At 62.8% G+C, this 20,411-nt stretch carries 22 protein-coding genes; 3 read left to right on the top strand and 19 right to left on the bottom strand.

Annotated features, from left to right (window positions below; translation table 11 throughout):
• Nucleotides 1-60 precede the first annotated feature (60 nt).
• From csrA to LQ956_RS04325, 7 genes are all read right to left on the bottom strand, one after another.
• The gene (gene csrA / locus LQ956_RS04355) at nt 61-246 is read right to left on the bottom strand and encodes a carbon storage regulator CsrA (protein WP_040405939.1); all 186 of its coding nucleotides are present in this window, start codon (nt 244-246) and stop codon (nt 61-63) included.
• A 158-nt stretch (nt 247-404) separates the two neighbouring features.
• On the bottom strand, nt 405-1,634 hold the full coding sequence (locus tag LQ956_RS04350; RefSeq protein ID WP_238629552.1) for an aspartate kinase: 1,230 nt from the start codon (nt 1,632-1,634) through the stop codon (nt 405-407).
• A 93-nt stretch (nt 1,635-1,727) separates the two neighbouring features.
• Nucleotides 1,728-4,346: an alanine--tRNA ligase gene (gene alaS, locus LQ956_RS04345; protein WP_238629550.1), complete on the bottom strand. Its 2,619-nt coding sequence runs from the start codon at nt 4,344-4,346 to the stop codon at nt 1,728-1,730.
• Nucleotides 4,343-4,816 carry a regulatory protein RecX gene (locus LQ956_RS04340; RefSeq protein WP_238622603.1) on the bottom strand — a complete coding sequence of 158 codons (474 nt, stop codon included), beginning with the start codon at nt 4,814-4,816 and terminating at the stop codon, nt 4,343-4,345. Before LQ956_RS04340 ends, alaS begins: the two co-directional genes overlap by 4 nt.
• Nucleotides 4,788-5,822 carry a recombinase RecA gene (gene recA, locus LQ956_RS04335; protein WP_347402069.1) on the bottom strand — a complete coding sequence of 345 codons (1,035 nt, stop codon included), beginning with the start codon at nt 5,820-5,822 and terminating at the stop codon, nt 4,788-4,790. Before recA ends, LQ956_RS04340 begins: the two co-directional genes overlap by 29 nt.
• A gap of 132 nt (nt 5,823-5,954) precedes the next feature.
• Entirely contained in the window at nt 5,955-6,392 is a 438-nt protein-coding gene (locus LQ956_RS04330) for a CinA family protein (RefSeq protein ID WP_238622605.1), read from the bottom strand.
• A 56-nt stretch (nt 6,393-6,448) separates the two neighbouring features.
• Nucleotides 6,449-6,745, bottom strand: a complete 297-nt coding sequence (locus tag LQ956_RS04325; protein ID WP_238622606.1) for a PilZ domain-containing protein — start codon at nt 6,743-6,745, stop codon at nt 6,449-6,451.
• Nucleotides 6,746-6,929: 184 nt separating this feature from the next.
• On the opposite strand from LQ956_RS04325, the gene LQ956_RS04320 reads away from it, so the two are divergent.
• Complete coding sequence (locus tag LQ956_RS04320; RefSeq protein ID WP_238622607.1) at nt 6,930-7,616, top strand: protein-L-isoaspartate(D-aspartate) O-methyltransferase; 687 nt, start codon at nt 6,930-6,932, stop codon at nt 7,614-7,616.
• Between the two features lie 24 nt (nt 7,617-7,640).
• Here the strand turns inward: LQ956_RS04320 and LQ956_RS04315 are convergent, their stop codons facing one another.
• On the bottom strand, nt 7,641-8,075 hold the full coding sequence (locus LQ956_RS04315) for a host attachment protein (RefSeq protein ID WP_008933036.1): 435 nt from the start codon (nt 8,073-8,075) through the stop codon (nt 7,641-7,643).
• A 420-nt stretch (nt 8,076-8,495) separates the two neighbouring features.
• On the opposite strand from LQ956_RS04315, the gene mutS reads away from it, so the two are divergent.
• Complete coding sequence (gene mutS / locus LQ956_RS04310) at nt 8,496-11,102, top strand: DNA mismatch repair protein MutS (RefSeq protein ID WP_238629549.1); 2,607 nt, start codon at nt 8,496-8,498, stop codon at nt 11,100-11,102.
• Nucleotides 11,103-11,204: 102 nt separating this feature from the next.
• Nucleotides 11,205-11,528, top strand: a complete 324-nt coding sequence (gene fdxA, locus LQ956_RS04305) for a ferredoxin FdxA (protein WP_238622609.1) — start codon at nt 11,205-11,207, stop codon at nt 11,526-11,528.
• A 4-nt stretch (nt 11,529-11,532) separates the two neighbouring features.
• Here fdxA and ispF read toward each other — a convergent pair whose 3' ends face one another.
• The 11 genes from ispF to LQ956_RS04250 all read right to left on the bottom strand — a co-directional run bounded on the left by ispF (nt 11,533) and on the right by LQ956_RS04250 (nt 20,215).
• Nucleotides 11,533-12,012, bottom strand: a complete 480-nt coding sequence (ispF, locus tag LQ956_RS04300) for a 2-C-methyl-D-erythritol 2,4-cyclodiphosphate synthase (RefSeq protein ID WP_238629548.1) — start codon at nt 12,010-12,012, stop codon at nt 11,533-11,535.
• Between the two features lie 98 nt (nt 12,013-12,110).
• Complete coding sequence (ispD, locus tag LQ956_RS04295) at nt 12,111-12,809, bottom strand: 2-C-methyl-D-erythritol 4-phosphate cytidylyltransferase (protein ID WP_238629547.1); 699 nt, start codon at nt 12,807-12,809, stop codon at nt 12,111-12,113.
• Nucleotides 12,806-13,099 (bottom strand): cell division protein FtsB, encoded by a 294-nt coding sequence (gene ftsB / locus LQ956_RS04290; RefSeq protein WP_008933031.1) that lies wholly within the window; start codon nt 13,097-13,099, stop codon nt 12,806-12,808. Before ftsB ends, ispD begins: the two co-directional genes overlap by 4 nt.
• Before the next feature lie 100 nt (nt 13,100-13,199).
• Nucleotides 13,200-14,480 carry a phosphopyruvate hydratase gene (eno, locus tag LQ956_RS04285; RefSeq protein ID WP_238622612.1) on the bottom strand — a complete coding sequence of 427 codons (1,281 nt, stop codon included), beginning with the start codon at nt 14,478-14,480 and terminating at the stop codon, nt 13,200-13,202.
• Between the two features lie 20 nt (nt 14,481-14,500).
• Nucleotides 14,501-15,340 carry a 3-deoxy-8-phosphooctulonate synthase gene (kdsA, locus tag LQ956_RS04280; protein ID WP_238622613.1) on the bottom strand — a complete coding sequence of 280 codons (840 nt, stop codon included), beginning with the start codon at nt 15,338-15,340 and terminating at the stop codon, nt 14,501-14,503.
• Nucleotides 15,337-16,989, bottom strand: coding sequence for a CTP synthase (gene pyrG, locus LQ956_RS04275; RefSeq protein WP_238622614.1), 1,653 nt, complete (start codon nt 16,987-16,989; stop codon nt 15,337-15,339). The genes kdsA and pyrG overlap by 4 nt, the downstream gene beginning before the upstream one ends.
• Nucleotides 16,990-17,105: 116 nt before the next feature.
• Nucleotides 17,106-17,864, bottom strand: coding sequence for an energy transducer TonB (locus LQ956_RS04270; RefSeq protein ID WP_238629545.1), 759 nt, complete (start codon nt 17,862-17,864; stop codon nt 17,106-17,108).
• Nucleotides 17,864-18,292, bottom strand: a complete 429-nt coding sequence (locus LQ956_RS04265) for an ExbD/TolR family protein (RefSeq protein WP_238622616.1) — start codon at nt 18,290-18,292, stop codon at nt 17,864-17,866. The genes LQ956_RS04270 and LQ956_RS04265 overlap by 1 nt, the downstream gene beginning before the upstream one ends.
• A gap of 6 nt (nt 18,293-18,298) precedes the next feature.
• Nucleotides 18,299-18,694, bottom strand: a complete 396-nt coding sequence (locus tag LQ956_RS04260) for an ExbD/TolR family protein (RefSeq protein ID WP_238629544.1) — start codon at nt 18,692-18,694, stop codon at nt 18,299-18,301.
• Nucleotides 18,684-19,442 (bottom strand): MotA/TolQ/ExbB proton channel family protein, encoded by a 759-nt coding sequence (locus tag LQ956_RS04255; protein WP_430733397.1) that lies wholly within the window; start codon nt 19,440-19,442, stop codon nt 18,684-18,686. The genes LQ956_RS04260 and LQ956_RS04255 overlap by 11 nt, the downstream gene beginning before the upstream one ends.
• 230 nt (nt 19,443-19,672) lie before the next feature.
• Nucleotides 19,673-20,215, bottom strand: coding sequence for a flavodoxin (locus tag LQ956_RS04250; protein ID WP_238622619.1), 543 nt, complete (start codon nt 20,213-20,215; stop codon nt 19,673-19,675).
• Nucleotides 20,216-20,411: the final 196 nt, after the last annotated feature.

Here is a 20,411-nt window from a genome sequence, read left to right as displayed (position 1 = left end):
GACGGCAAGCCAATATATTACCCAAATGATGGGCTTACGTAAAGTCCTTAAAGACAAAAATCAGGCGTTCCCTTCGGTCTCCTGCTCGCGCTGGATGCGCTCGTAGATCTCTTCACGATGCACGGCAACATCCTTCGGTGCGTTGATACCCACACGCACCTGATTTCCCTTGACGCCCAAGACCGTGACGGTCACTTCGTCTCCGATCATGAGGGTTTCACCAACCCTGCGAGTTAAAATAAGCATATTCCTTTCTCCAAACTGGATTCAATCACCTTGTGTTTTATAGTCCCGGACTCTGCGGTCCGGTATACAACCGACTTGACGCCGGTTCTTTACCACCATGGGCGGACCCAATCCAGGTCCGCCCGTCAGGCCACCTGCACTCACTTGCGGGCGTCTGATCACTTGCCGGGCTGGGCGCGCTCCAATTCGAAGGCATCATGCAGGGCACGCACACCCAGTTCCAGGTACTTCTCATCCACCACCACTGAGATCTTGATCTCGGAAGTGGAGATCATGCGGATGTTGATGCCCTCGGCGGCCAGGGCCTCGAACATCTTGCTGGCGATACCAGCGTGAGAACGCATACCGACACCCACAATGGAGATCTTGACGATTTTATCGTCACCATTGACTTGGCGGGCACCCAAGGCCTCGGCACGGGAACGGACAATGCCCAGGGCCTTTTCGAAATCATTGCGATGGACGGTAAAGGTAAAGTCCGTGGTGCCGTCGGCACCCACGTTCTGAACAATCATGTCCACTTCGATGTTGGCATCAGCCACCGCACCGAGCAGCCTGTAAGCCACGCCAGGCTGATCGGGCACACCGGCCACGGTCAACTGGGCTTCGTTCTGGTTAAAGGCGATCCCGGAAATGAGCGCCTGCTCCATGCTCTCTTCCTCAAAAGTGATGAGCGTGCCTTCCCCTTCCTGAAAAGAGGATAGAACACGCAGCGGTACATTGTATTTGCCGGCGAATTCGACGGCGCGTATCTGCAGAACCTTGGAACCCAGGCTGGCCATTTCCAGCATCTCCTCGAAGGTGATGCGATCCAGCCGGCGGGCCTTGGGTACGACGCGGGGATCAGTGGTGTACACCCCGTCTACATCGGTGAAGATCTGACATTCGTCGGCCTTGAGGGCAGCAGCCAGGGCCACGGCCGTGGTATCGGAACCGCCACGACCCAGCGTGGTGATGTTGCCCATCTCGTCCACGCCCTGGAACCCGGCTACCACCACCACCTTGCCATCCGCCAGATCACGGCGCACACGGGCACCATCGATCTCACGGATACGGGCCTTGTTGTGGGCGCTGTCGGTGAGAATCTGTACCTGAGCACCGGTGTAGGAACGAGCCGGGCAACCCTTAGCCTCCAGCGCCATAGCCAGCAGGGCAATGGTGACCTGTTCTCCGGTGGAGAGCAGCACATCCAGCTCACGGCCGTCGATGTTGGAACGAATGCTTCTGGCCAGACCCAGCAGCCGGTCGGTCTCACCGCTCATGGCGGAGACCACCACCACCACTTCATGCCCCTGTCTGCGCGCCGCAATGACCTTGTCGGCCACATTCTGGATGCGTTCAACACTGCCGACCGAGGTACCGCCGTATTTTTGGACGATTAAAGACATATCATTTTACTTAGGTATAGGCTTGTCATTAGACAATAACTGCCTTGCCATGTGGAAGAACCGTTCATCGAATGCCGGGTACCGCCCATGCAATCAAAGACGGGCTTGAACCCATTGCGTGACCGAGGCGAGGGCTTCATCCAGCCCTTCGGGTCGGGTACCCCCGGCCATGGCCATGTCCGGACGACCGCCACCGCGGCCACCCACCTGCTGAGCGACCTGATTTACCAGTTCGCCGGCCTTGATGGCACCGACATGACCCTTGGTCACACCGGCCACCAGACTGACCTTGTCGTCCTGCACGGTGGCCAGCACGATCACCGCCTCGCCCAGCTTGTTCTTGAGTTGGTCCACGGTGTCCCGCAGGGACTTGGGATCAGCGCCATCCAGACGCGCGGCCAGAACCTTCACACCGTTGATCTCCACCGCCTGATCGGACAGGCTGGAACCGGCCTGGGAAGCCAGTTTGGCCTTGAGCGCCTCCAATTCCTTTTCCAGGCCGCGGACCCGCTCCACCACCTGCTGTACCTTATCCACCAGATCAACGCGGCCGGCCCGCAGCAATTCCGCCGCACGGGAGAGTTGCTGCTCTGTTGCGCCGACATGGTGCAGGGCGTTTTCACCGGTCACCGCCTCGATCCGGCGGACGCCCGAAGCCACGCCCCCCTCGCCGATGATCTTGAATATCCCGATATCACCGGTGCGCTGCACATGGATGCCGCCGCACAGTTCGGTGGAGAAGCCCCCCAGGGAGAGCACCCGCACCTCGTCGCCATATTTTTCGCCGAACAGGGCCATGGCGCCGGCAGCCAGGGCTTCCTTGATGGGCATGACGCGGGCCTCGGCCACCACGTTGGCCCGAATGGCGCGGTTGACCATGGCTTCCAGGCACTCGATCTGATCTTGGGTGAGGGGCTCGAAATGGGAGAAGTCGAAACGCAGCCGGTCCGGCGCCACCAGGGAGCCTTTCTGCTGCACATGGTCCCCCAAAACCTCCCGCAGGGCGGCGTGGAGCAGGTGGGTGGCGGAGTGATTCAGCACCACCGCCTGACGCCGGTCCTCGTTGACCCGAGTACGGACCGGATCACCGCTCTTCAGACGACCCCGCAGCATCAGTCCGTGGTGAATGAAGACCCCGCCCTGCTTGACGGTGTCGGTGACCTGGAACTCGCCCTCGGGACCTTCGATCACGCCGGTATCGCCCACCTGGCCACCGGACTCGGCATAGAAGGGAGTGCTATCCAGCACCACACTGCCCTCTTCCGACTCATTGAGGGTTTCACAACCCTGACGATCAGGACCGGCGGCCAAACGCACTACCCGGGCATCGCCGGCCACGGCTTCGTAACCGACGAAATCCGAATCCGCCACACCCACGGCCATAGTGCCGGCATCAGCCATCTTGAAGCTGCTGGCGGCCCGGGCGCGGTCGCGCTGCTGTTCCATCTCGTGTTCAAAACCGGCCATGTCCAGCTCCAGTCCTTTTTCCCGGGCGATGTCACCGGTCAGGTCCACCGGAAAGCCGTAGGTGTCATAGAGCTTGAAGACAAGACCACCGGGAATGGTCTTGTCGGCAATGCGGCCGAGCCCTTCCTCCAGGTGCTTGAGGCCATGCTCCAGGGTTTCCTGGAAGCGCTGCTCCTCCAGCAGCAACACCTGCTCCACCTGGGCCTGGGCCTTGACCAACTCCGGGTAGGCATCCCCCATCTCCTGCACCAGCGTGTCGACCAGCTTGTGGAAGAAGGGTTCGTTCAGGCCAAGCTTGTGGCCGTGACGGGCGGCACGGCGAATGATCCGGCGCAACACATAGCCGCGGCCGTCGTTGGCGGGCATCACGCCGTCGGTGATCATGAAACTGCAGGAGCGGATGTGATCCGCAATGACCTTGAAGGACGGCGCATGGGTGTCGCTGGTACCCGCCAGGCGCCCGACCGCTGCCAGCAGGTGCCGGAATAGGTCGATCTCATAGTTGGAATGCACGCCCTGCATCACCGCCGCCAGACGCTCCAGCCCCATGCCGGTGTCCACCGAGGGCTTGGGCAGGGGGGTCAGATTGCCGTCTCTGTCCCGCTCATACTGCATGAAGACCAGGTTCCAGATTTCGATGTACCGATCGCCGTCTTCTTCGGGAGAACCGGGTGGACCACCCCATACCTTGGGGCCGTGGTCATAGAAGATCTCGGTACAGGGGCCGCAGGGACCGGTATCCCCCATCTGCCAGAAGTTGTCGGAACCGCCACCGGGCTTGTCGCCGATACGGGTGATGCGATTGAGCGGGATACCGATTTCCCGGGTCCAGATGTCGTAGGCCTCATCATCGGTTTGATAGACCGTAACCCACAGACGCTCGACCGGCATCTTCAAGACGACGGTGAGGTATTCCCAGGCGAAGTGAATGGCATCGCGCTTGAAGTAGTCGCCGAAGCTGAAATTGCCCAGCATCTCGAAGAAGGTGTGGTGGCGTGCGGTATAGCCGACGTTTTCCAGATCGTTGTGCTTGCCGCCGGCACGCACGCAGCGTTGGGAAGTGGTGGCTCGCCCATAGGGGCGGCCCTCGCGTCCCAGGAACACGTCCTTGAACTGCACCATCCCCGCATTGGTGAACAGCAGGGTGGGATCATTACCGGGCACCAGCGGGCTCGATGAGACGATTTCATGTCCCTTAGAGCGGAAGTACTCGAGGAAACTGCTTCGTATGTCGGCGCTTTTCATGTCTTGTCTTCGTCGGTCATGACACGGCGTATGATGTCCGTGGGGAATCCTCGATATTGCAAAAACCGCATCTGTTTGCTGCGCTCCCGGTAATCCCCGGGGAACGTCCGGCCAAAGCGGCGCAGACGGACGTCTCGGGCCAGGGCTTCCCAGTCGGTTTCCGCCGCCTCGAGGGCGGCCTGCACCTGCGGCTCGGAGACACCCCGTTGCCGCAGGTCTGCACAGATACGCATTGGACCGTGCCCCTGCCCGATGCGGTGTCTTACAAAACTCTCGGCGAAGCGCTCGTCACTGAGCAGACCCCGGGATACCAGGCCATCCAGGGCATCGTCGATGACGGATCGCTCCAGCCCGCGCCCGGTCAACTTGGAGAACAGCTCCTGTCGTGAGTGCTCCCGACGGGCCAGCAGACGGACGGCAGTATCGTTCGCCTCTTCAGCTTCAGTCTTCTGCCGGGACTTCGACGTCACTCTCTACCGCCCCACGCTTGGGCAGATACTTTTCCCGGATCTGGCCCTCGATATCGGCGGCAATCTCCGGGCGTTCCTTGAGGAAGTTGCGGGCATTGTCCTTGCCCTGACCAATTCGCTCACCCTTGTAACTGTACCAGGCACCCGCCTTGTCCACGATGCCGTCCTTGACCCCCATGTCGATCACCTCGCCCAGGCGGGAGATGCCTTCGCCGTAGAGGATCTCGAAATTGGCTTCCCTGAAAGGAGGGGCCATCTTATTCTTGACCACCTTGACCCGGGTTTCGTTGCCGATCACCTCGTCGCCCTTCTTGATGGCGCCGGTGCGACGGATATCCAGCCGTACGGAAGAATAGAACTTGAGGGCATTGCCGCCGGTGGTGGTTTCCGGGTTACCGAACATGACACCGATCTTCATGCGGATCTGGTTGATGAAGATCACCAGGGTGTTGGATCGCTTGATGTTGGCAGTGAGCTTGCGCAGCGCCTGGGACATGAGTCTGGCCTGCAGACCCACATGGGTATCGCCCATCTCGCCCTCGATCTCGGCCTTGGGCGTCAGAGCGGCCACGGAGTCCACCACCACCACGTCCACGGCGCCGGAGCGCACCAGCATGTCGGCGATCTCCAGGGCCTGCTCACCGGTATCCGGCTGGGATACCAGCAGGTTGTCCACATCCACGCCCAGCTTTCCGGCATAGGTGGGATCCAGCGCGTGCTCGGCGTCCACAAAGGCGGCGGTGCCGCCCTGCTTCTGGCATTCAGCGATCACCTGCAGCGTCAGGGTCGTCTTCCCCGAGGATTCCGGGCCGAATATCTCCACCACCCGCCCCCTGGGCAAGCCGCCGATACCCAGCGCAATATCCAGCGCCAGGGACCCGGTGGATACCACCGCCACATCACGCACGGCGGTGGAATCCCCCATACGCATCACGGCGCCCTTGCCGAACTGACGCTCGATCTGACCCAATGCCGCGGATAGTGCCTTCTTGCGATTTTCGTCCACTTCAAAACCTCTCTCGGTCATCCTTGAATCCGCACACGAAGACTCCGCCCCGCGGTAAACGGAGGATTATCCCATACATGGTCGCTTTCTTGCCAATTCCAATCAAGCTCGACCCAGGCGAAAACATCCAGGTCAAAAACAATGGCTCGCTCCCTCCAGGGCCTTTACCACAGCCTGACGGCGAATCGCCTCGCGATCACCCGCCAAGAGATAGTGCCCGGCCTGGACATCCCGCCCCGGACGCGCCCAGGCACACCAGACGGTCCCCACCGGTTTGTCGGACGTACCGCCACCGGGACCGGCAATACCACTGACGGCGATGGCCAGTTGGGCATCACTGTGGATCAATGCACCGACGGCCATGGCCGTCACCGTCTGCTCACTGACCGCGCCAAACGCCTCAATCAGTGCAGGATCCACCCCCAGCTGCCGGATCTTGGCGGCATTACTGTAGGTGACGAAGCCCCGGTCGAACCAGGCCGAGGACCCGGGCAGATCCGTGATGACCTTGGCGATCCAGCCACCGGTACAGGATTCGGCCAGCACCAGCCGCTCACCACGAGCGTACATCCGGTCTCCCAGTGACCGGGCACTCTGCGCAAGCTGGTCATCGGAGGGTGCCGGCATCACAGCATGCGCAGGATCTTGGTGGCCACCAAGTACCCCTGATTTTCCCGGTCCACCCGATTGACCTCCACTTCGGCACGAAACGGCAGCACCGCCGACTGGCCGGCAGGATCGATGGCCACCTCCAGCAAAGCACCCTCGGGCAGGGAACTCTCCATGTAAAAAGACAAGCCGGTGGCACTCAGGTCCCGGCCCAGCCCCTGATGCGCCCTGCCCGTGGTCTGCTCGGTCACCTTCATGGGATGGTTCAGCTGAAGACGCTGAAAATCTCTCTTTTCGTCAAAATCCAGGCTCATGTACTTCCCCCCACTGGGTCGGTCATCAGGTCAAGACATCCGTCATGCTCGGATATGACCTTTTCAGCCGTATTCGTCAACCCCCTATTCAAATCAGGGATGGCCGAGTTAGCGTAGTGCGAAGAGCAGGCCGGCCCATGAAACACGGTCAGGCCATGGCCGAGCGACCTGCAGGAGAAAGCTGATGACATCCGTACCGGACAGGCAGGCGAAGATTACCGAATTGCGCCACGCAATTCGTGCCGACTACACAGCCACCGCGGACACCACCGGCCTGAATACACCCGGTAGGGCCGTCCTCACGGCGATCGGCAACGTACCCCGTGACCGGTTTGTCCCGCCATCCGAAACCAGCCGGGCCTGGGAGAATGCCGCCCTGCCCATCGGCCATGGGCAGACCATCTCCCAGCCCTTCATCGTGGCCCTGATGACGGATCTGCTGGCCCTGCAGCCTGGGGCACGGGTGCTGGAAATAGGCACGGGCTGCGGTTATCAGACAGCCATTCTGGCAGAGCTATCTGATGATGTATACAGTATCGAAGTAATTCCGGAACTGGCAAGAAAGGCCAGGGAGCGGCTGGATGCCCTGGGCTATACCCGGGTTAACACCCGAACCGGCGATGGTTGCGCGGGGTGGCCGGAAGCGGCCCCTTTTGACGGCATCATCGTCACCGCCGGCGCCCCACGAGTACCTGCCCGCCTGGTGGAACAACTGGCCGCGGGAGGTCGGTTGGTGATCCCGGTGAACACCGACCGGGGTGCGCAGACACTGATGGTCGGCGTGAAAAAGGAGAGTGGCAAACTGGAAACGCGGTGGATTCTGGCGGTGCGGTTCGTGCCGCTCGTGGATCCAGACGGGGGAGCGGGTTGACACACCCGCCCCCCTCAAGCTGCATCAGAGAAACTGAGGCAACTGCCTGCGGATGTCCATGGGATCATGGGTGGTGAGGTTCTTGTCGATCTCTCCGGCTACGGACTTCTGGGTGACCGCATCCATGCAGTTTCTCAATGCGCCCAGGAACGCCGGTGCGGCGATGATGTACAGTTTGCTGAACTGCCCCGTGGCCCGGGCATTGTTCAGCCGGTCGCACAGGGTGCGGGCAAAACGCAGCGCCTCGTGCTTTTTCGGCGGCGTCTCCTTGCCCATGGCGTGGCGCCCATCGCCTGCACTGTCGAACGCCCTCCCCATGCGGTCTGACTGTAGGTCCTGCTCATGCAAGCGGGCCTCCGGATGCGTGAGATCTTCCACCTCCACCAGGGGACTGAAGGACTTTTCGGCACTGAACACCCTGGCCCGACTCGCATCCGCGACAATGACCCATGTTGTCATAGACGAACCTCCTATCTGCATTGCAAGGAAATGCCGGAACCCAGTCCGGCGGTGAACGACTCACCTGATCGGTTTAGCCACTTCCGCGACGTTCTGTAAAAACCCCATGTCATTGCACCAGCGAACTCCGCCATCATCAACCTGACCGCAAACCGTCACTCCCGCGAAGGCGGGAGTCCAGGGCTTTCACTCCGCGGCTGGATTCCCGCTTGCGCGGGCATGACGTGCTCGGGGCCGGGCATGACGTGTTCAGAGTTTGGTATGCCATGTTCAGAACCGTTGACCTGTGTCACCAACCAAAACCGTCTGTAAAATTCCCTGACGCATTCATTAAGAGCTTAGACGATTTCCGCCCGGGAGGTTCCGATGACCCGGTCATGGTAATCTTCGCCGCTTGTCAAAGGATCCAATAGACGATTGATGACCACCAGCGACCTGTCCTCCCACACCCCGATGATGCAGCAGTACCTCCGAATCAAGGCCGATCATCCGGATATCCTGCTGTTCTACCGCATGGGCGACTTCTACGAGCTGTTCTTTCAGGATGCCACCCGGGCCGCCCGCCTGCTGGACATCACCCTCACCCGCCGCGGCCAGTCCGCCGGGGAGCCCATCCCCATGGCCGGTGTCCCGGTGCATGCGGCGGAGTCCTACCTTGCCCGACTGCTGCGACTGGGCGAGTCGGTGGCCATCTGCGAGCAGGTGGGAGATCCTGCGGCCGCCAAGGGACCGGTGGAGCGCAAGGTGGTGCGAATCGTCACGCCGGGCACCGTCACCGACGAAGCCCTGCTGGAGGAGCGCCGGGAAAATCTGCTGGTCTGCCTCAAGTCCCGGGGTGAACAGACCGGTCTGGCCATCCTGGATCTGGCATCGGGTCGCTTCCAGGTCCAGGAACTCAAGGGAGAGGAGCCCCTGCTGGGGGAACTGGAACGGCTGCAACCCGCCGAGATCCTGATCCCCGAGGACATGCGCCTGCCGGGGCCGGAACGCGGCGGCGTCAAGCGCCGTGCCCCCTGGCACTTCGAGACCGAAGCCGCCCGCACCCTGCTCACCCGTCAGTTCGGCACCCGGGACCTGGCCGGGTTCGGCTGCGATCACATGCCCCTGGCCATCGGTGCCGCCGGAGCCCTGCTGCAGTATGCCCAAGAGACCCAGAAGACCGCCCTGCCCCACATCGACGGTCTGTGCGTCCAGCGGCGGGACGACGGCATCATCCTGGACGCGGCCACCCGCCGGAACCTGGAACTGACCACCAACTTATCCGGCAGCCGCGACAATACCCTGGCCCATGTCCTTGACCAGACCGCCACCGCCATGGGCAGTCGCCTGCTGGCCCGCTGGCTGCACCAGCCCCTGCGGGAGCGCCGGATCCTCAAGGGACGCCACGGCGCCATCAGTGCCCTGCTGGATACCCGGGCCTTCGAACAGATCCAGCCCCAGCTACGGGGCATCGGCGATCTGGAGCGCATCCTCACCCGGATCGCGCTGGGGTCCGCCCGCCCTCGGGACCTGACCACCCTGAGGGACTCCCTGGCCGAGCTACCCGACCTGCAGCAGACCCTGCACCCGCTGCGGGCGTTGCGGCTGCGGGAACTGGCCGAGGCCATCGGCGAGCACCCGCAGGTGGTGGATCTGCTGCGCCGGGCGGTGATCGATCAGCCACCGGTTCTCATCCGCGACGGCGGTGTGATCGCCCAAGGTTACGATGCCGAACTGGACGAACTGCGCGCCCTGTCGGAAAACGCCGATCAGTTCCTGCTGGATCTGGAGCGACGGGAACGGGAACGCACCGGCATCCATAACCTCAAGGTGGCCTACAACCGGGTGCATGGCTATTACATCGAGATCAGCCGCGGTCAATCGGATCGTGCCCCGGACGATTACACCCGACGCCAGACCCTCAAGGGGGCGGAGCGCTTCATCACCCCGGAGCTCAAGCGCTTTGAAGACAAGGTCCTCTCCGCCAGGGAGCGCTCCCTGGCGCGGGAAAAGCAACTCTACGAGGCCCTGCTGGCACAACTGCATGCCCCCCTGCCCGGCCTGCGTCGCAGCGCCGAGGCCCTGGCGGAACTGGATGTCCTGGCCAACCTGGCGGAACGGGCAGACAGCCTGGATCTCACCGCGCCGGAGCTGAGCGATCAGCCGGGTGTGCGCATCGAGGACGGGCGCCATCCGGTGGTGGAGCGGGTGCTGGACGAACCCTTCGTTCCCAATGACCTGACCCTGGACCCCAAGCGCCGCATGCTGGTGATCACCGGCCCCAACATGGGGGGCAAGTCCACCTACATGCGCCAGGCGGCCCTGATCGTGCTCATGGCCCACGTGGGCAGCTTCGTGCCGGCGCGGCGGGCCCTGATCGGTCCGGTGGACCGGATCTTCACCCGCATCGGCGCCAGTGACGACCTGGCCTCCGGCCGCTCCACCTTCATGGTGGAGATGACCGAGGCGGCCAACATCCTCAACCATGCCACCGAGCACAGCCTGGTCCTGATGGATGAGATCGGCCGAGGCACCAGCACCTTCGACGGTCTGTCCCTGGCCTTTGCCTGCGCCGAGCACCTGGCCACCCGCAACCGGGCCTTCTGCCTGTTCGCCACCCATTATTTCGAACTGACCGCCCTGCCGGACCAGTACCCCACCATTGCCAACGTCCATATCGACGCGGTGGAGCACGGGGACCGGATCGTGTTCCTGCATGCGGTCAAGGAAGGGCCTGCGAACCAGAGTTACGGGCTGCACGTGGCCGCCCTGGCAGGCGTCCCCAAGGCGGTGATCCGGCGGGCCCGCCAGCGCCTCAATGCCCTGGAGCAACAAAGCCTGACAGGACCGGGACAGGGCCCGCAGATGAGCCTGTTTGCCGCACCGTTGCCCGAGGAAGAGCCAGAGGCACCCAAGGACGGTCCCGACACCACCAGCCACGCCCTGCGCACGGCGGTGGATGAGTTGGATCCGGACGGAATAACGCCCAGAGAGGCCCTGGTGGCCCTGTACCGGCTCAAGGAACTGGCGGCGCTGCTGCGGGAGTAGCGCCGGCAGAAACCCTGTTTTCTACGGCGTTTAGCGGGATTTCAATGCCGATTATGATGTCCTAAGGAAAGCATCGCTGATCCGCCCATAGGGAGACCACCCATGACATTCGTCGTCCTTGAGAACTGCATCCGCTGCAAATACACCGACTGCGTGGAGGTCTGCCCCGTGGACTGTTTCCACGAGGGCCCCAACTTCCTGGTGATTGATCCGGATGAGTGCATCGACTGCTCCCTGTGCGAACCCGAATGCCCGGTACAGGCGATCGTGCCGGAAGACGAGGTCCCCGAAGGCCAGGAGCATTTCATCGAACTCAATGCGGAACTATCCCGGCAATGGCCGGTCATCACCCGGCGCAAGGATCCCCCGCCGGATGCGGCGTCCTGGGATGGACAGCCCGACAAGCTCAAGCACCTGCAGAAGTAGCAGATTACAGGGACACCAACATGACCACCGCATGGGCGGCGATACCCTCTTCCCGGCCGGCAAAGCCCAGTCGCTCGGTGGTTGTCGCCTTCACGTTCACCTGGGCAAGATCGATCTGCAGATCCGCCGCCAGGTTGGCCCGCATCTGTTCCACGTGGGGGGACATCTTGGGGGCCTGGGCAACGAGGGTGGCATCCAGATTGCTCACCTGCCAGCCCAGGGCCTGTACCTTGGCCAGGACCTCCCGCAGCAACGCGCGGCTGTCGGCCCCCTTGTAGGCGGGGTCCGTGTCCGGGAAGTGACGGCCGATGTCTCCCAATGCCGCGGCCCCCAGGATGGCGTCCGAGACGGCATGCATCAGCACGTCCCCATCGGAATGGGCCTTGAAGGCCTTGTGATGGGGCACCTGCACGCCGCCGATGATGAGGTGATCGCCCTCCATGAAGGCATGGACGTCATACCCGTGACCGATACGAAACTTCATTGCCGCTCCTTCTGGTCCGAAGAGAGCCCCCGAGGTGAGACACCCGTGGGCAGGAAAGAAAGTTCAGGGGAAAGATCCCCCCTCCCACATCCGGCAAGTCATCGCCGGGACAGATAGAACTCCGCCAGGGACAGGTCTTCCGGCTGGGTGATCTTGATGTTGCGGGCGCTACCTTCCACCAGTAGGGGCGCCTGCCCGACATGCTCCATGGCCGAGGCTTCGTCGGTGACCAGGAAACCATCGGCCAGGGCCTGTTCCAGGGCCGATTCCAGGGCCGACAGCCGGAACATCTGCGGTGTGAAGGCCCGCCACATGGCCCCGCGATCCACGGTGGCGACGATGCGCCCATCGGGTCCGGCCCGCTTCTTGGTATCCCGTACCGGTGTGGCCAGGATGCCGCCCACAGAATCGTCATGCAGAGTATCCAGCAAATGATCCAGGTCCGCGTCGCTCAGACAGGGCCGGGCAGCATCATGCACCAGCACCCAGTCCTGTGCATCGGCGTGCGCCTTGAGTGCCGTGAGCCCATTGAGCACGGAATGACAGCGTTCGGCGCCGCCGTCCACCACCCACAGGGGCTTGTTGGTTTCGATACCCAGGTCCCCGAACCAGTCATCATCGGCACTGATCACCAACACCACGCCACTGATGCGCGGGTGCCGGAAAAAGATGTCCAGGGTATGTTCCAGCACCGTGCGCCCGGCCAGGGGCAGGTACTGCTTGGGACGGTCGGCACGCATACGGCTGCCGACACCGGCGGCGGGAATCACCGCCCAGAATCCGGAAGTCTTCGTCATCGTTGTCCGCCAAAGCGGTGGCGATCCACCACCTGGAAAAAGATCTCGTCCTCGGCAATCATCCCCAACTCCCGCCTGGCCCGTTCCTCGATGGCCTCCAGGCCGGTCTTGAGGTCGATCACCTCCGCTTCCAGCGCCTCGTTACGGCCACGCAGTTCCTGGTTCTGCGCCCGCTGGATCTCCAACTCCTGACGCAACTGCCAGACCTCGACCAAGCTGCCTTCGCCGAACCAGAGTTTGTACTGGAGCCCCAGGAACAGTGCCAACAACAGGGTGATGAGCCATTTCATCCGGGGGAGTCCAGCGAGTGGGACCAAGGGAAGTCAGCATGCCCGGACCGGACCCGCCTCTCCCACCCGGAGAAAGACGGGCCAGGCCGGACGCGGCCGATCAGCCCAGGCGCTTGAATGCCGCCTTGCCGGCATAGCGGGCGGAGGACCCCAGTAGCTCTTCGATGCGAATCAGCTGGTTGTACTTGGCCACCCGGTCGGAGCGGGACAGGGAACCGGTCTTGATCTGGCCGGCGCCGGTGGCCACCGACAGATCGGCGATGGTGACATCCTCGGTCTCGCCGGAACGGTGGGAGATCACGGCGGTGTAGCCGGCGTCATGGGCCATGCGGATGGCTTCCAGGGTCTCGGTGAGCGTACCGATCTGGTTGAGTTTGATGAGGATGGAGTTGCCGATCCCCTTGTCGATGCCCTCGCGCAGGATCTCGGTGTTGGTGACGAACAGGTCATCCCCCACCAGCTGTACCTGGTCGCCCAGACGCTCGGTGAGCAGCTTCCAGCCGTCCCAGTCGCCCTCGTCCATACCGTCCTCGATGGTGATGATGGGGTACTGCTTCACCCAGTTCGCCAGGAATTCCACCATGCCGGCGGCATCCAGGCGCTTGCCTTCGGAGGCCAGCACATAGGCACCGTCCTTGTAGAACTCGGAAGCGGCGCAGTCCAGCCCCAGGAAGATCTCCTTGCCCGGAGTGAAGCCGGCCTGATGGATGGCCTCCAGGATGGCCTCGATGGCGGCCTCGTTGGAGGGCAGGTCCGGGGCAAATCCCCCTTCGTCACCCACCGCGGTGGACAGACCGCGGCCATGGAGCACCTTCTTCAGGGCATGAAAGACCTCGGCACCATAGCGAACGGCTTCGGCGACGCTGTCGGCGCCCACCGGCAGGATCATGAATTCCTGCATGTCCACGCTGTTGTCGGCGTGGGCGCCGCCGTTGATGATGTTCATCATCGGCACGGGCAACAGGGTCGCCCCCTCGCCCCCCAGGTGTCGGTACAGGGGCAGGCCGGTATCGCGGGCATTGGCATGGGCCAGGGCCATGGACACCGCCAGCAGAGCATTGGCGCCCAAGCGGCCCTTGTTGGGGGTGCCGTCCAGCTCGATCATGCGCCGGTCGATGGCCTCCTGATCGGAGGCCTTGAGGCCCAGCAGGGCTTCGCGGATCTCGCCGTTCACGTTGGCCACGGCCTTGCGCACGCCCTTGCCCAGGTAGCGCGCGTCACCGTCCCGCAGTTCCAGTGCCTCGCGGGAGCCGGTGGAGGCGCCGGAGGGTACCGCGGCACGTCCCACCGCGCCGGAGCCCAGTTTCACATCGGCTTCGACGGTGGGATTGCCGCGAGAGTCCACCACCTCGCGGGCCAGAATATCGACGATCTCGGTCATGGGTAAGGATCCCCTGTTGCTCAATTCAAGAACTCTTGTTCGATAAAACCCTGGGCCTTGATCACGTCATCAAGGGCCTTGAGGGTGTTCAACAATGCCTCCAGATGGGGCAAGGGCCAAGCATTGGGTCCGTCGGACAGGGCCTGATCCGGGTCCGGGTGGGTTTCCATGAACAGGCCCGCCACCCCGGCGGCCACGGCGGCCCGGGCCAGGACCGGCACGAATTCCCGCTGGCCGCCGGAACTGGTGCCCCGGCCGCCGGGTTGTTGCACGGAATGGGTGGCATCGAAGACCACCGGACACCTGGTTTCCCGCATCACAGCCAGGCTGCGCATGTCGGAAACCAGGGTGTTGTACCCAAAGGACACGCCCCGTTCACAGACCATGATCTGCGTATTACCGGTCTCACGGGCCTTGTCCACCACGTGTTTCATGTCCCAGGGAGCCAGGAACTGGCCCTTCTTGATATTCACCGGCAGGCCCTGGGCGGCCACGTTATGAATGAAATTGGTCTGGCGACAGAGGAAGGCCGGGGTCTGCAGAACGTCCACCACAGCGGCCACCTCGGCCAGCGGGGTGTCCTCATGCACATCCGTGAGCACCGGCACACCGATCTGCCGCTTGACGGCCTCCAGGATCTGCAGCCCCTGCTCCAGGCCCGGGCCGCGAAAGCTCCGGCCGGAAGAACGGTTGGCCTTGTCGAAGGAGGACTTGTAGATGAAGGGGATGCCCAGGCGATCGGTCATCTCCTTGAGGCAGCCCGCCGTATCCAGAGCCAGCTGCTCGCTCTCGATGACGCAGGGACCGGAGATCAGAAATACCGGCTGATCCAGGCCCACCTGGAAGTGGCAAAGTTTCATCGGGATTCTTCACTCAGGTTGAGCATCTCATCATGCTGCAGCCGGGCCGCCTTGACGAAACCGGCAAATAGCGGGTGGCCATCCCGGGGGGTGGAGGTGAATTCCGGGTGGAACTGACAGGCCAGGAACCAGGGATGGTCATGCAGTTCCACCATCTCCACCAGGGCACCATCCATGGACTTGCCGGAGACCACCAGTCCGGCCCCCTGCAGCGTCTCAAGGTACTGATTGTTGAATTCGTAGCGGTGACGATGGCGTTCGCTGACCACCTCGGCGCCATAGACACGCTGGGCCAGGGAGTCCGGGGCCAGGCGGGCCTGCTGGCCGCCCAAGCGCATGGTGCCCCCCAGATCGTCGTCGCCGCTGCGCTGCTCCACACGCCCTTCCCGGTCCTGCCACTCGGTGATCAAGGCGATCACCGGATGGGGGGTCTCGGGACGGAACTCGGTGCTGTGGGCCTGCGCCAGGCCGGCCACGTTACGGGCATATTCGATCACCGCCACCTGCATCCCCAGGCAGATACCCAGGTAGGGCACCTTGTGTTCACGGGCATAACGCACCGCAGCGATCTTGCCCTCCACGCCCCGCTCGCCAAACCCTCCAGGCACCAGGATGGCATCCACCTCCGAGAGGCAGTCGGTCCCTGCCGACTCCAGGCGCTCGGAGTCGATATAACGGATATTCACCTTGGTGGAGGTATGGATCCCGGCATGGGTCAGGGCCTCGTTGAGGGACTTGTAGGACTCGGTGAGTTCCACGTACTTGCCCACCATGCCGATGGTGACCTCGGCCTCGGGAAACTCCATGGCGTTGACCACATGCTTCCAGTCGGACAGATCCGCCGGCGGGGCCTCCACATGCAGCTTGCGCAGGACGATCTCGTCAAGCTTCTGGGAATGCAGCCACAGGGGAATCTTGTAGATGTTATCCACGTCCACCGAGGAGATGACCGCCTTTTCCTCCACATTGGTGAACAGGGCGATCTTGCGCCGCTCGCCTTCCGGCAGCGGATGGGTGGAGCGGCACAACAGGATATGGGGCTGGATGCCGATGGAGCGCAGTTCCTTCACCGAATGCTGGGTCGGCTTGGTCTTGATCTCGCCGGCGGCGGCGATATAGGGCACCAAGGTCAGATGGATGAACAGGACGTTCTCGCTGCCCAACTCCACCCCCATCTGGCGGATGGCTTCCAGAAACGGCAGGGATTCGATGTCGCCCACGGTGCCGCCGATCTCCACCAAGGCGATATCAGCCCCTTCGGCCCCGGCCCGCACCGAGCGCTTGATCTCGTCGGTGATATGGGGGATGACCTGCACGGTACCGCCCAGGTAGTCCCCCCGGCGTTCCTTGCGGATGACGTTCTCGTAGATCTGGCCGGCGGTGAAGTTGTTGCGCCGGGTGGTCTTGAGGCGCACGAAGCGCTCATAGTGGCCCAGATCCAGATCGGTTTCGGCCCCGTCCTCGGTGACGAAGACCTCGCCATGCTGGAACGGGCTCATGGTGCCGGGATCCACATTGATGTAGGGATCCAGCTTGAGCATGGTGACCTTGAGACCACGGGCCTCAAGGATCGTCCCCAGGGAAGCAGCAGCAATGCCTTTACCCAGGGAAGATACCACGCCCCCTGTAATGAACACGTATCGCGTCATGAGATTTTCGTCGGGATTGGAGAATGAGTGCGCCAAAGGCGCCGGACGGGGGAAGAGGATACCAGAGGGGGGTATCCCCCCTCAATCACAGCCATGCTGAGCGTGTGAACGGAGACTCAACGCAGATTGAAGGCCACCGGCAGAACCACTTCCAATCTGTGCTGAGGCAGTTCCGGCGGCATCAGGGGCAAGGGTTGCGCCCGCTGCAGCATGCTGGTCACTTCCCGATCCAGCAGCGTATGCCCGGAGCTGCGTTCAATGCTGTGTGACAGCACTTCACCATTTCGGTTCATCACAAAACGTACATAGACCACCCCCTCCTGGCGACGCAGCTGCGCCTGACGGGGATATTCCTTGTGCCGCTCCAACCAGGCACGCACTACCTGCAGATAATCCTGAGTCGCCGCCGGATCACCACCGGCGGATTGACCCGCCTGCCGACCGGGCTGGTTGGATGCGCTTTCGCGGGCATCCTCCCTCGACTGTCCCCGGGGCTTGGCCACGGGAGCGGTCGTAGTCGTAGCCTCGGCGACCGGCTCCGGCTGGGGCTGGGGCCTGGGCTTTGGTTCGGGCGGCCGGGGCTTGGGCTCAGGCTTGGGTCGTGGCTCCGGTTTTGGATCGGATTTTGGTTCAGGTTCAGGTTCAGGTTGCGGTCTTGGCTCAGGCTCGGGTTCCGGCACCGACTCGGTGACCGGCTCGGGCTGTCCCGCCAGCTGCCCGGCAGGCCCCAGACCGATCACCACCCCGGCCTCGCCGGGTGCTTGGGCAGCCTCCGCCTTCACGTCGTCACTGCGGGCCAGCCACCAGAACACCGACAGATGCAAGCCCATCGCCAGCATCAGGGCCAGCAACCAACCCATGCTTCTCAAAGGCATCAGCGATCCCCCGCCAGGACCGTCAGCAGACGTACCTCATCCACACCCGCGGCGCGCAGCAGCTCCATCAGGTCCATGAGTTCATCGGTGGAAGCCGCCTGGTCTGCCTTGATACGCACCAGCGGCTCCCCCTTCTTGCCCGGGGACTCGCCTCGCGCCTCCATCCCTGCCTGCAGACGCAGTTTCAGGGTATCGGCATCCAGTTCCTCGTCGTCCAGGGCCAGCCGCCCATCCCGGCCCAGCAACACCAGCCAGCCTTCATCATCGACGCCGGCCTCGTGATGGGAATCAGGAGCTTCCACTTCAAAGACATCCTGGGCAGTCAGTGCACCGGCCACCATAAAGAAGATCAACAGCAGAAAGACGATGTTGATCAGCGGAATCAGATTCTCTTCCGGGGGCTTGCCGGAATACTCGGGTAACTGCATGGGGCCTTACTCCCGTGACAGACGCAGGGACACGGGCTCTGCCTCCCGCACCCGGTCCAGGACATTGACCACGGTCTGCAGGGGAACCTCCCCCGCCGGCTGGACCACCACCATACGCGAAGGCTCCTGCGTCAGGTGCTCACGCAGGACGCTGACCAGGTGTTCCCCCGTCACCGCTTCACCCGCTACCCGCAGTTCGCCGCCCGGAAGGATGCGCACCGCCAGAGGCGGCTGGTCGTCGGTGGCGCTGGACTGTGGGGAAGGGGTACTCAGGGTCACCGCGCTCCAGTCCAGAAAGCTGCTGGCCAGCATGAAAAAGATCAGCAGGATGAACACCACATCGATCAGGGGCGTGAGACTGATGAGTGCCCGTCGGCGCGGTGCCGGTGCCTCAATGTGCATCGCCCGCCGCCCGCTCTTTCCAGACCTTGATGTGGCCCTTCTGGGCCGACGTGATGGGCGTCGGCTCGTGCTGCCGTTCAGCCGCCGGCGGCGGCAGGGTAAAAACCTGGGTGACGGCATCCTGCATGCGATGGCGGAACCGCTCCACCCAGCGCTCGAGGCCGTTGAGCACCGCCACCACCGGGATGGCCACCGCCAACCCCACCGCCGTGGTCAAAAGGGCCACCCAGATACCGCCGGAAAGAATGGCCGGGTCCACCCGGTTGCCGGCCGCCTCCAGTTGCTGGAAGGCGGCGATCATGCCCAGCACCGTACCCAAAAGGCCCAGCAGCGGTGCCAGGGTGCCGATCACCTCCAGCATGCGGAACTGCCCCCGCAACCGCTCCAGCCAGTTCACCGCCACCCGGGTGGCCTCTTCGCGTACCAGCGGCTCGGGGCAGACATTATCGCGCCGCCCCTGGATCGCCACCTCCATCACGCGGGCGGCGGGACTGCGGCTGCGGGAGAGGGTTTCCAGGGCCGGTTCCACTCGACCGTCACGCCAGTGCGCCAGGGCCGTATTCAGACTGCGCTCGTCACCCAGACGCCACCACAGGAACTGGCCGATCTTGACCAGGATGATGGTCAGGGCCACCACGGACATGGCCAGCAGGATAGCCACCACCGGACCACCAAGGTCGATCATTCCCTGCAGGGCGTGAACGATCCCGGCCTCCGCCACATCCGCGACACCGCCCTGTGAGATCATCGTTTCCCCCAGCCCCGTATCTACAAGACCGGAGGATTCCACGGCACCCGGATCCGCCAGACCAGGTGCAGCAATATCGGCTTCAGCAGCGTCCGGTGAATTCATAAAGCAACTCCTTGATGCATGTCAGAACTGCGTTGGTTTCAGCGATCGCTCATGGTAGTGGTATTGCTAATCATTATCAACGCATGATCAAAAAAAACGCCGGAGCACCCGCCCCGGCGTCTGCGTCAGGCCGATAAGCCAAACTCCGGGGCAATCTGGGCCAGCCAGGTCTCAAGACGCTCCTCGGTAAGCTGGCTCTGATTGTCCTGGTCCAGCACCAGCCCGACGAATTTGCCATCCACCACCGCCTGGGAAGACTCGAACTCATAGCCATCGGTCGGCCAGGCACCCACCACGCGGCCACCGCGGCTGGTGACCAGATCATAGAGCTCGATCATGGCATCGACGAATTCATTGGCATAGCCCACCTGGTCCCCCAGCCCGTACAGAGCGACGGTCTTGCCGGTGAAATCCACCTCTTCCAGGTTGGGCAGAAACTCCTCCCAGCTCTCTTCCTCGCAGTCGGCGGACAGACCGGGCAACTGGCCGGAACCCATGGTGGGCGTACCGAAAATCAGATAGTCATAGGCGGCAATCTCATCGGCGCCGACCTTGTTCACATTCTGCGGCTTGGCCATGGTCTCATCGTCATACTTCTTCTTGATCATCTTGGCCACCTTGCGGGTATTGCCGGTAGTGGTGCCGAAAAAGATCCCAATGCGCGCCATGGAAATGCCCTCTTTATTGGAATGGATGAACATGCCGTTCCCGATGCATCCGTCATGGGACGAACACCTCCCTGGGAACAGTCTTGGAAACACTGGCCAAGTCCGCTTCCGTCACTCCCGCAAAGGCGGGAGTCCAGAATTTTCAGCCTTTGACCGGATTCCCGCTCCCGCGGGAATGACTGATTAAAAACCGCCC

Origin of the sequence: Ectothiorhodospira lacustris (assembly GCF_022227845.1) — a bacterium.
GTDB lineage: Bacteria > Pseudomonadota > Gammaproteobacteria > Ectothiorhodospirales > Ectothiorhodospiraceae > Ectothiorhodospira > Ectothiorhodospira lacustris.
The sequence above is the reverse complement of the archived record's forward strand: the minus strand, read 5'-3'. Positions and strand labels throughout refer to the sequence as shown.

Bases quoted from the DNA above. Each gene is read 5' to 3' on its own strand.
- csrA (WP_040405939.1), bottom strand. From the start codon at position 246: ATGCTTATTTTAACTCGCAGGGTTGGTGAAACCCTCATGATCGGAGAC.
- LQ956_RS04350 (WP_238629552.1), bottom strand. From the start codon at position 1,634: ATGTCTTTAATCGTCCAAAAATACGGCGGTACCTCGGTCGGCAGTGTT.
- alaS (WP_238629550.1), bottom strand. From the start codon at position 4,346: ATGAAAAGCGCCGACATACGAAGCAGTTTCCTCGAGTACTTCCGCTCT.
- LQ956_RS04330 (WP_238622605.1), bottom strand. From the start codon at position 6,392: ATGTACGCTCGTGGTGAGCGGCTGGTGCTGGCCGAATCCTGTACCGGT.
- LQ956_RS04325 (WP_238622606.1), bottom strand. From the start codon at position 6,745: ATGAGCCTGGATTTTGACGAAAAGAGAGATTTTCAGCGTCTTCAGCTG.
- LQ956_RS04320 (WP_238622607.1), top strand. From the start codon at position 6,930: ATGACATCCGTACCGGACAGGCAGGCGAAGATTACCGAATTGCGCCAC.
- LQ956_RS04315 (WP_008933036.1), bottom strand. From the start codon at position 8,075: ATGACAACATGGGTCATTGTCGCGGATGCGAGTCGGGCCAGGGTGTTC.
- mutS (WP_238629549.1), top strand. From the start codon at position 8,496: ATGACCACCAGCGACCTGTCCTCCCACACCCCGATGATGCAGCAGTAC.
- fdxA (WP_238622609.1), top strand. From the start codon at position 11,205: ATGACATTCGTCGTCCTTGAGAACTGCATCCGCTGCAAATACACCGAC.
- ispF (WP_238629548.1), bottom strand. From the start codon at position 12,012: ATGAAGTTTCGTATCGGTCACGGGTATGACGTCCATGCCTTCATGGAG.
- ispD (WP_238629547.1), bottom strand. From the start codon at position 12,809: ATGACGAAGACTTCCGGATTCTGGGCGGTGATTCCCGCCGCCGGTGTC.
- ftsB (WP_008933031.1), bottom strand. From the start codon at position 13,099: ATGAAATGGCTCATCACCCTGTTGTTGGCACTGTTCCTGGGGCTCCAG.
- eno (WP_238622612.1), bottom strand. From the start codon at position 14,480: ATGACCGAGATCGTCGATATTCTGGCCCGCGAGGTGGTGGACTCTCGC.
- kdsA (WP_238622613.1), bottom strand. From the start codon at position 15,340: ATGAAACTTTGCCACTTCCAGGTGGGCCTGGATCAGCCGGTATTTCTG.
- pyrG (WP_238622614.1), bottom strand. From the start codon at position 16,989: ATGACGCGATACGTGTTCATTACAGGGGGCGTGGTATCTTCCCTGGGT.
- LQ956_RS04270 (WP_238629545.1), bottom strand. From the start codon at position 17,864: ATGCCTTTGAGAAGCATGGGTTGGTTGCTGGCCCTGATGCTGGCGATG.
- LQ956_RS04265 (WP_238622616.1), bottom strand. From the start codon at position 18,292: ATGCAGTTACCCGAGTATTCCGGCAAGCCCCCGGAAGAGAATCTGATT.
- LQ956_RS04260 (WP_238629544.1), bottom strand. From the start codon at position 18,694: ATGCACATTGAGGCACCGGCACCGCGCCGACGGGCACTCATCAGTCTC.
- LQ956_RS04255 (WP_430733397.1), bottom strand. From the start codon at position 19,442: ATGATCTCACAGGGCGGTGTCGCGGATGTGGCGGAGGCCGGGATCGTT.
- LQ956_RS04250 (WP_238622619.1), bottom strand. From the start codon at position 20,215: ATGGCGCGCATTGGGATCTTTTTCGGCACCACTACCGGCAATACCCGC.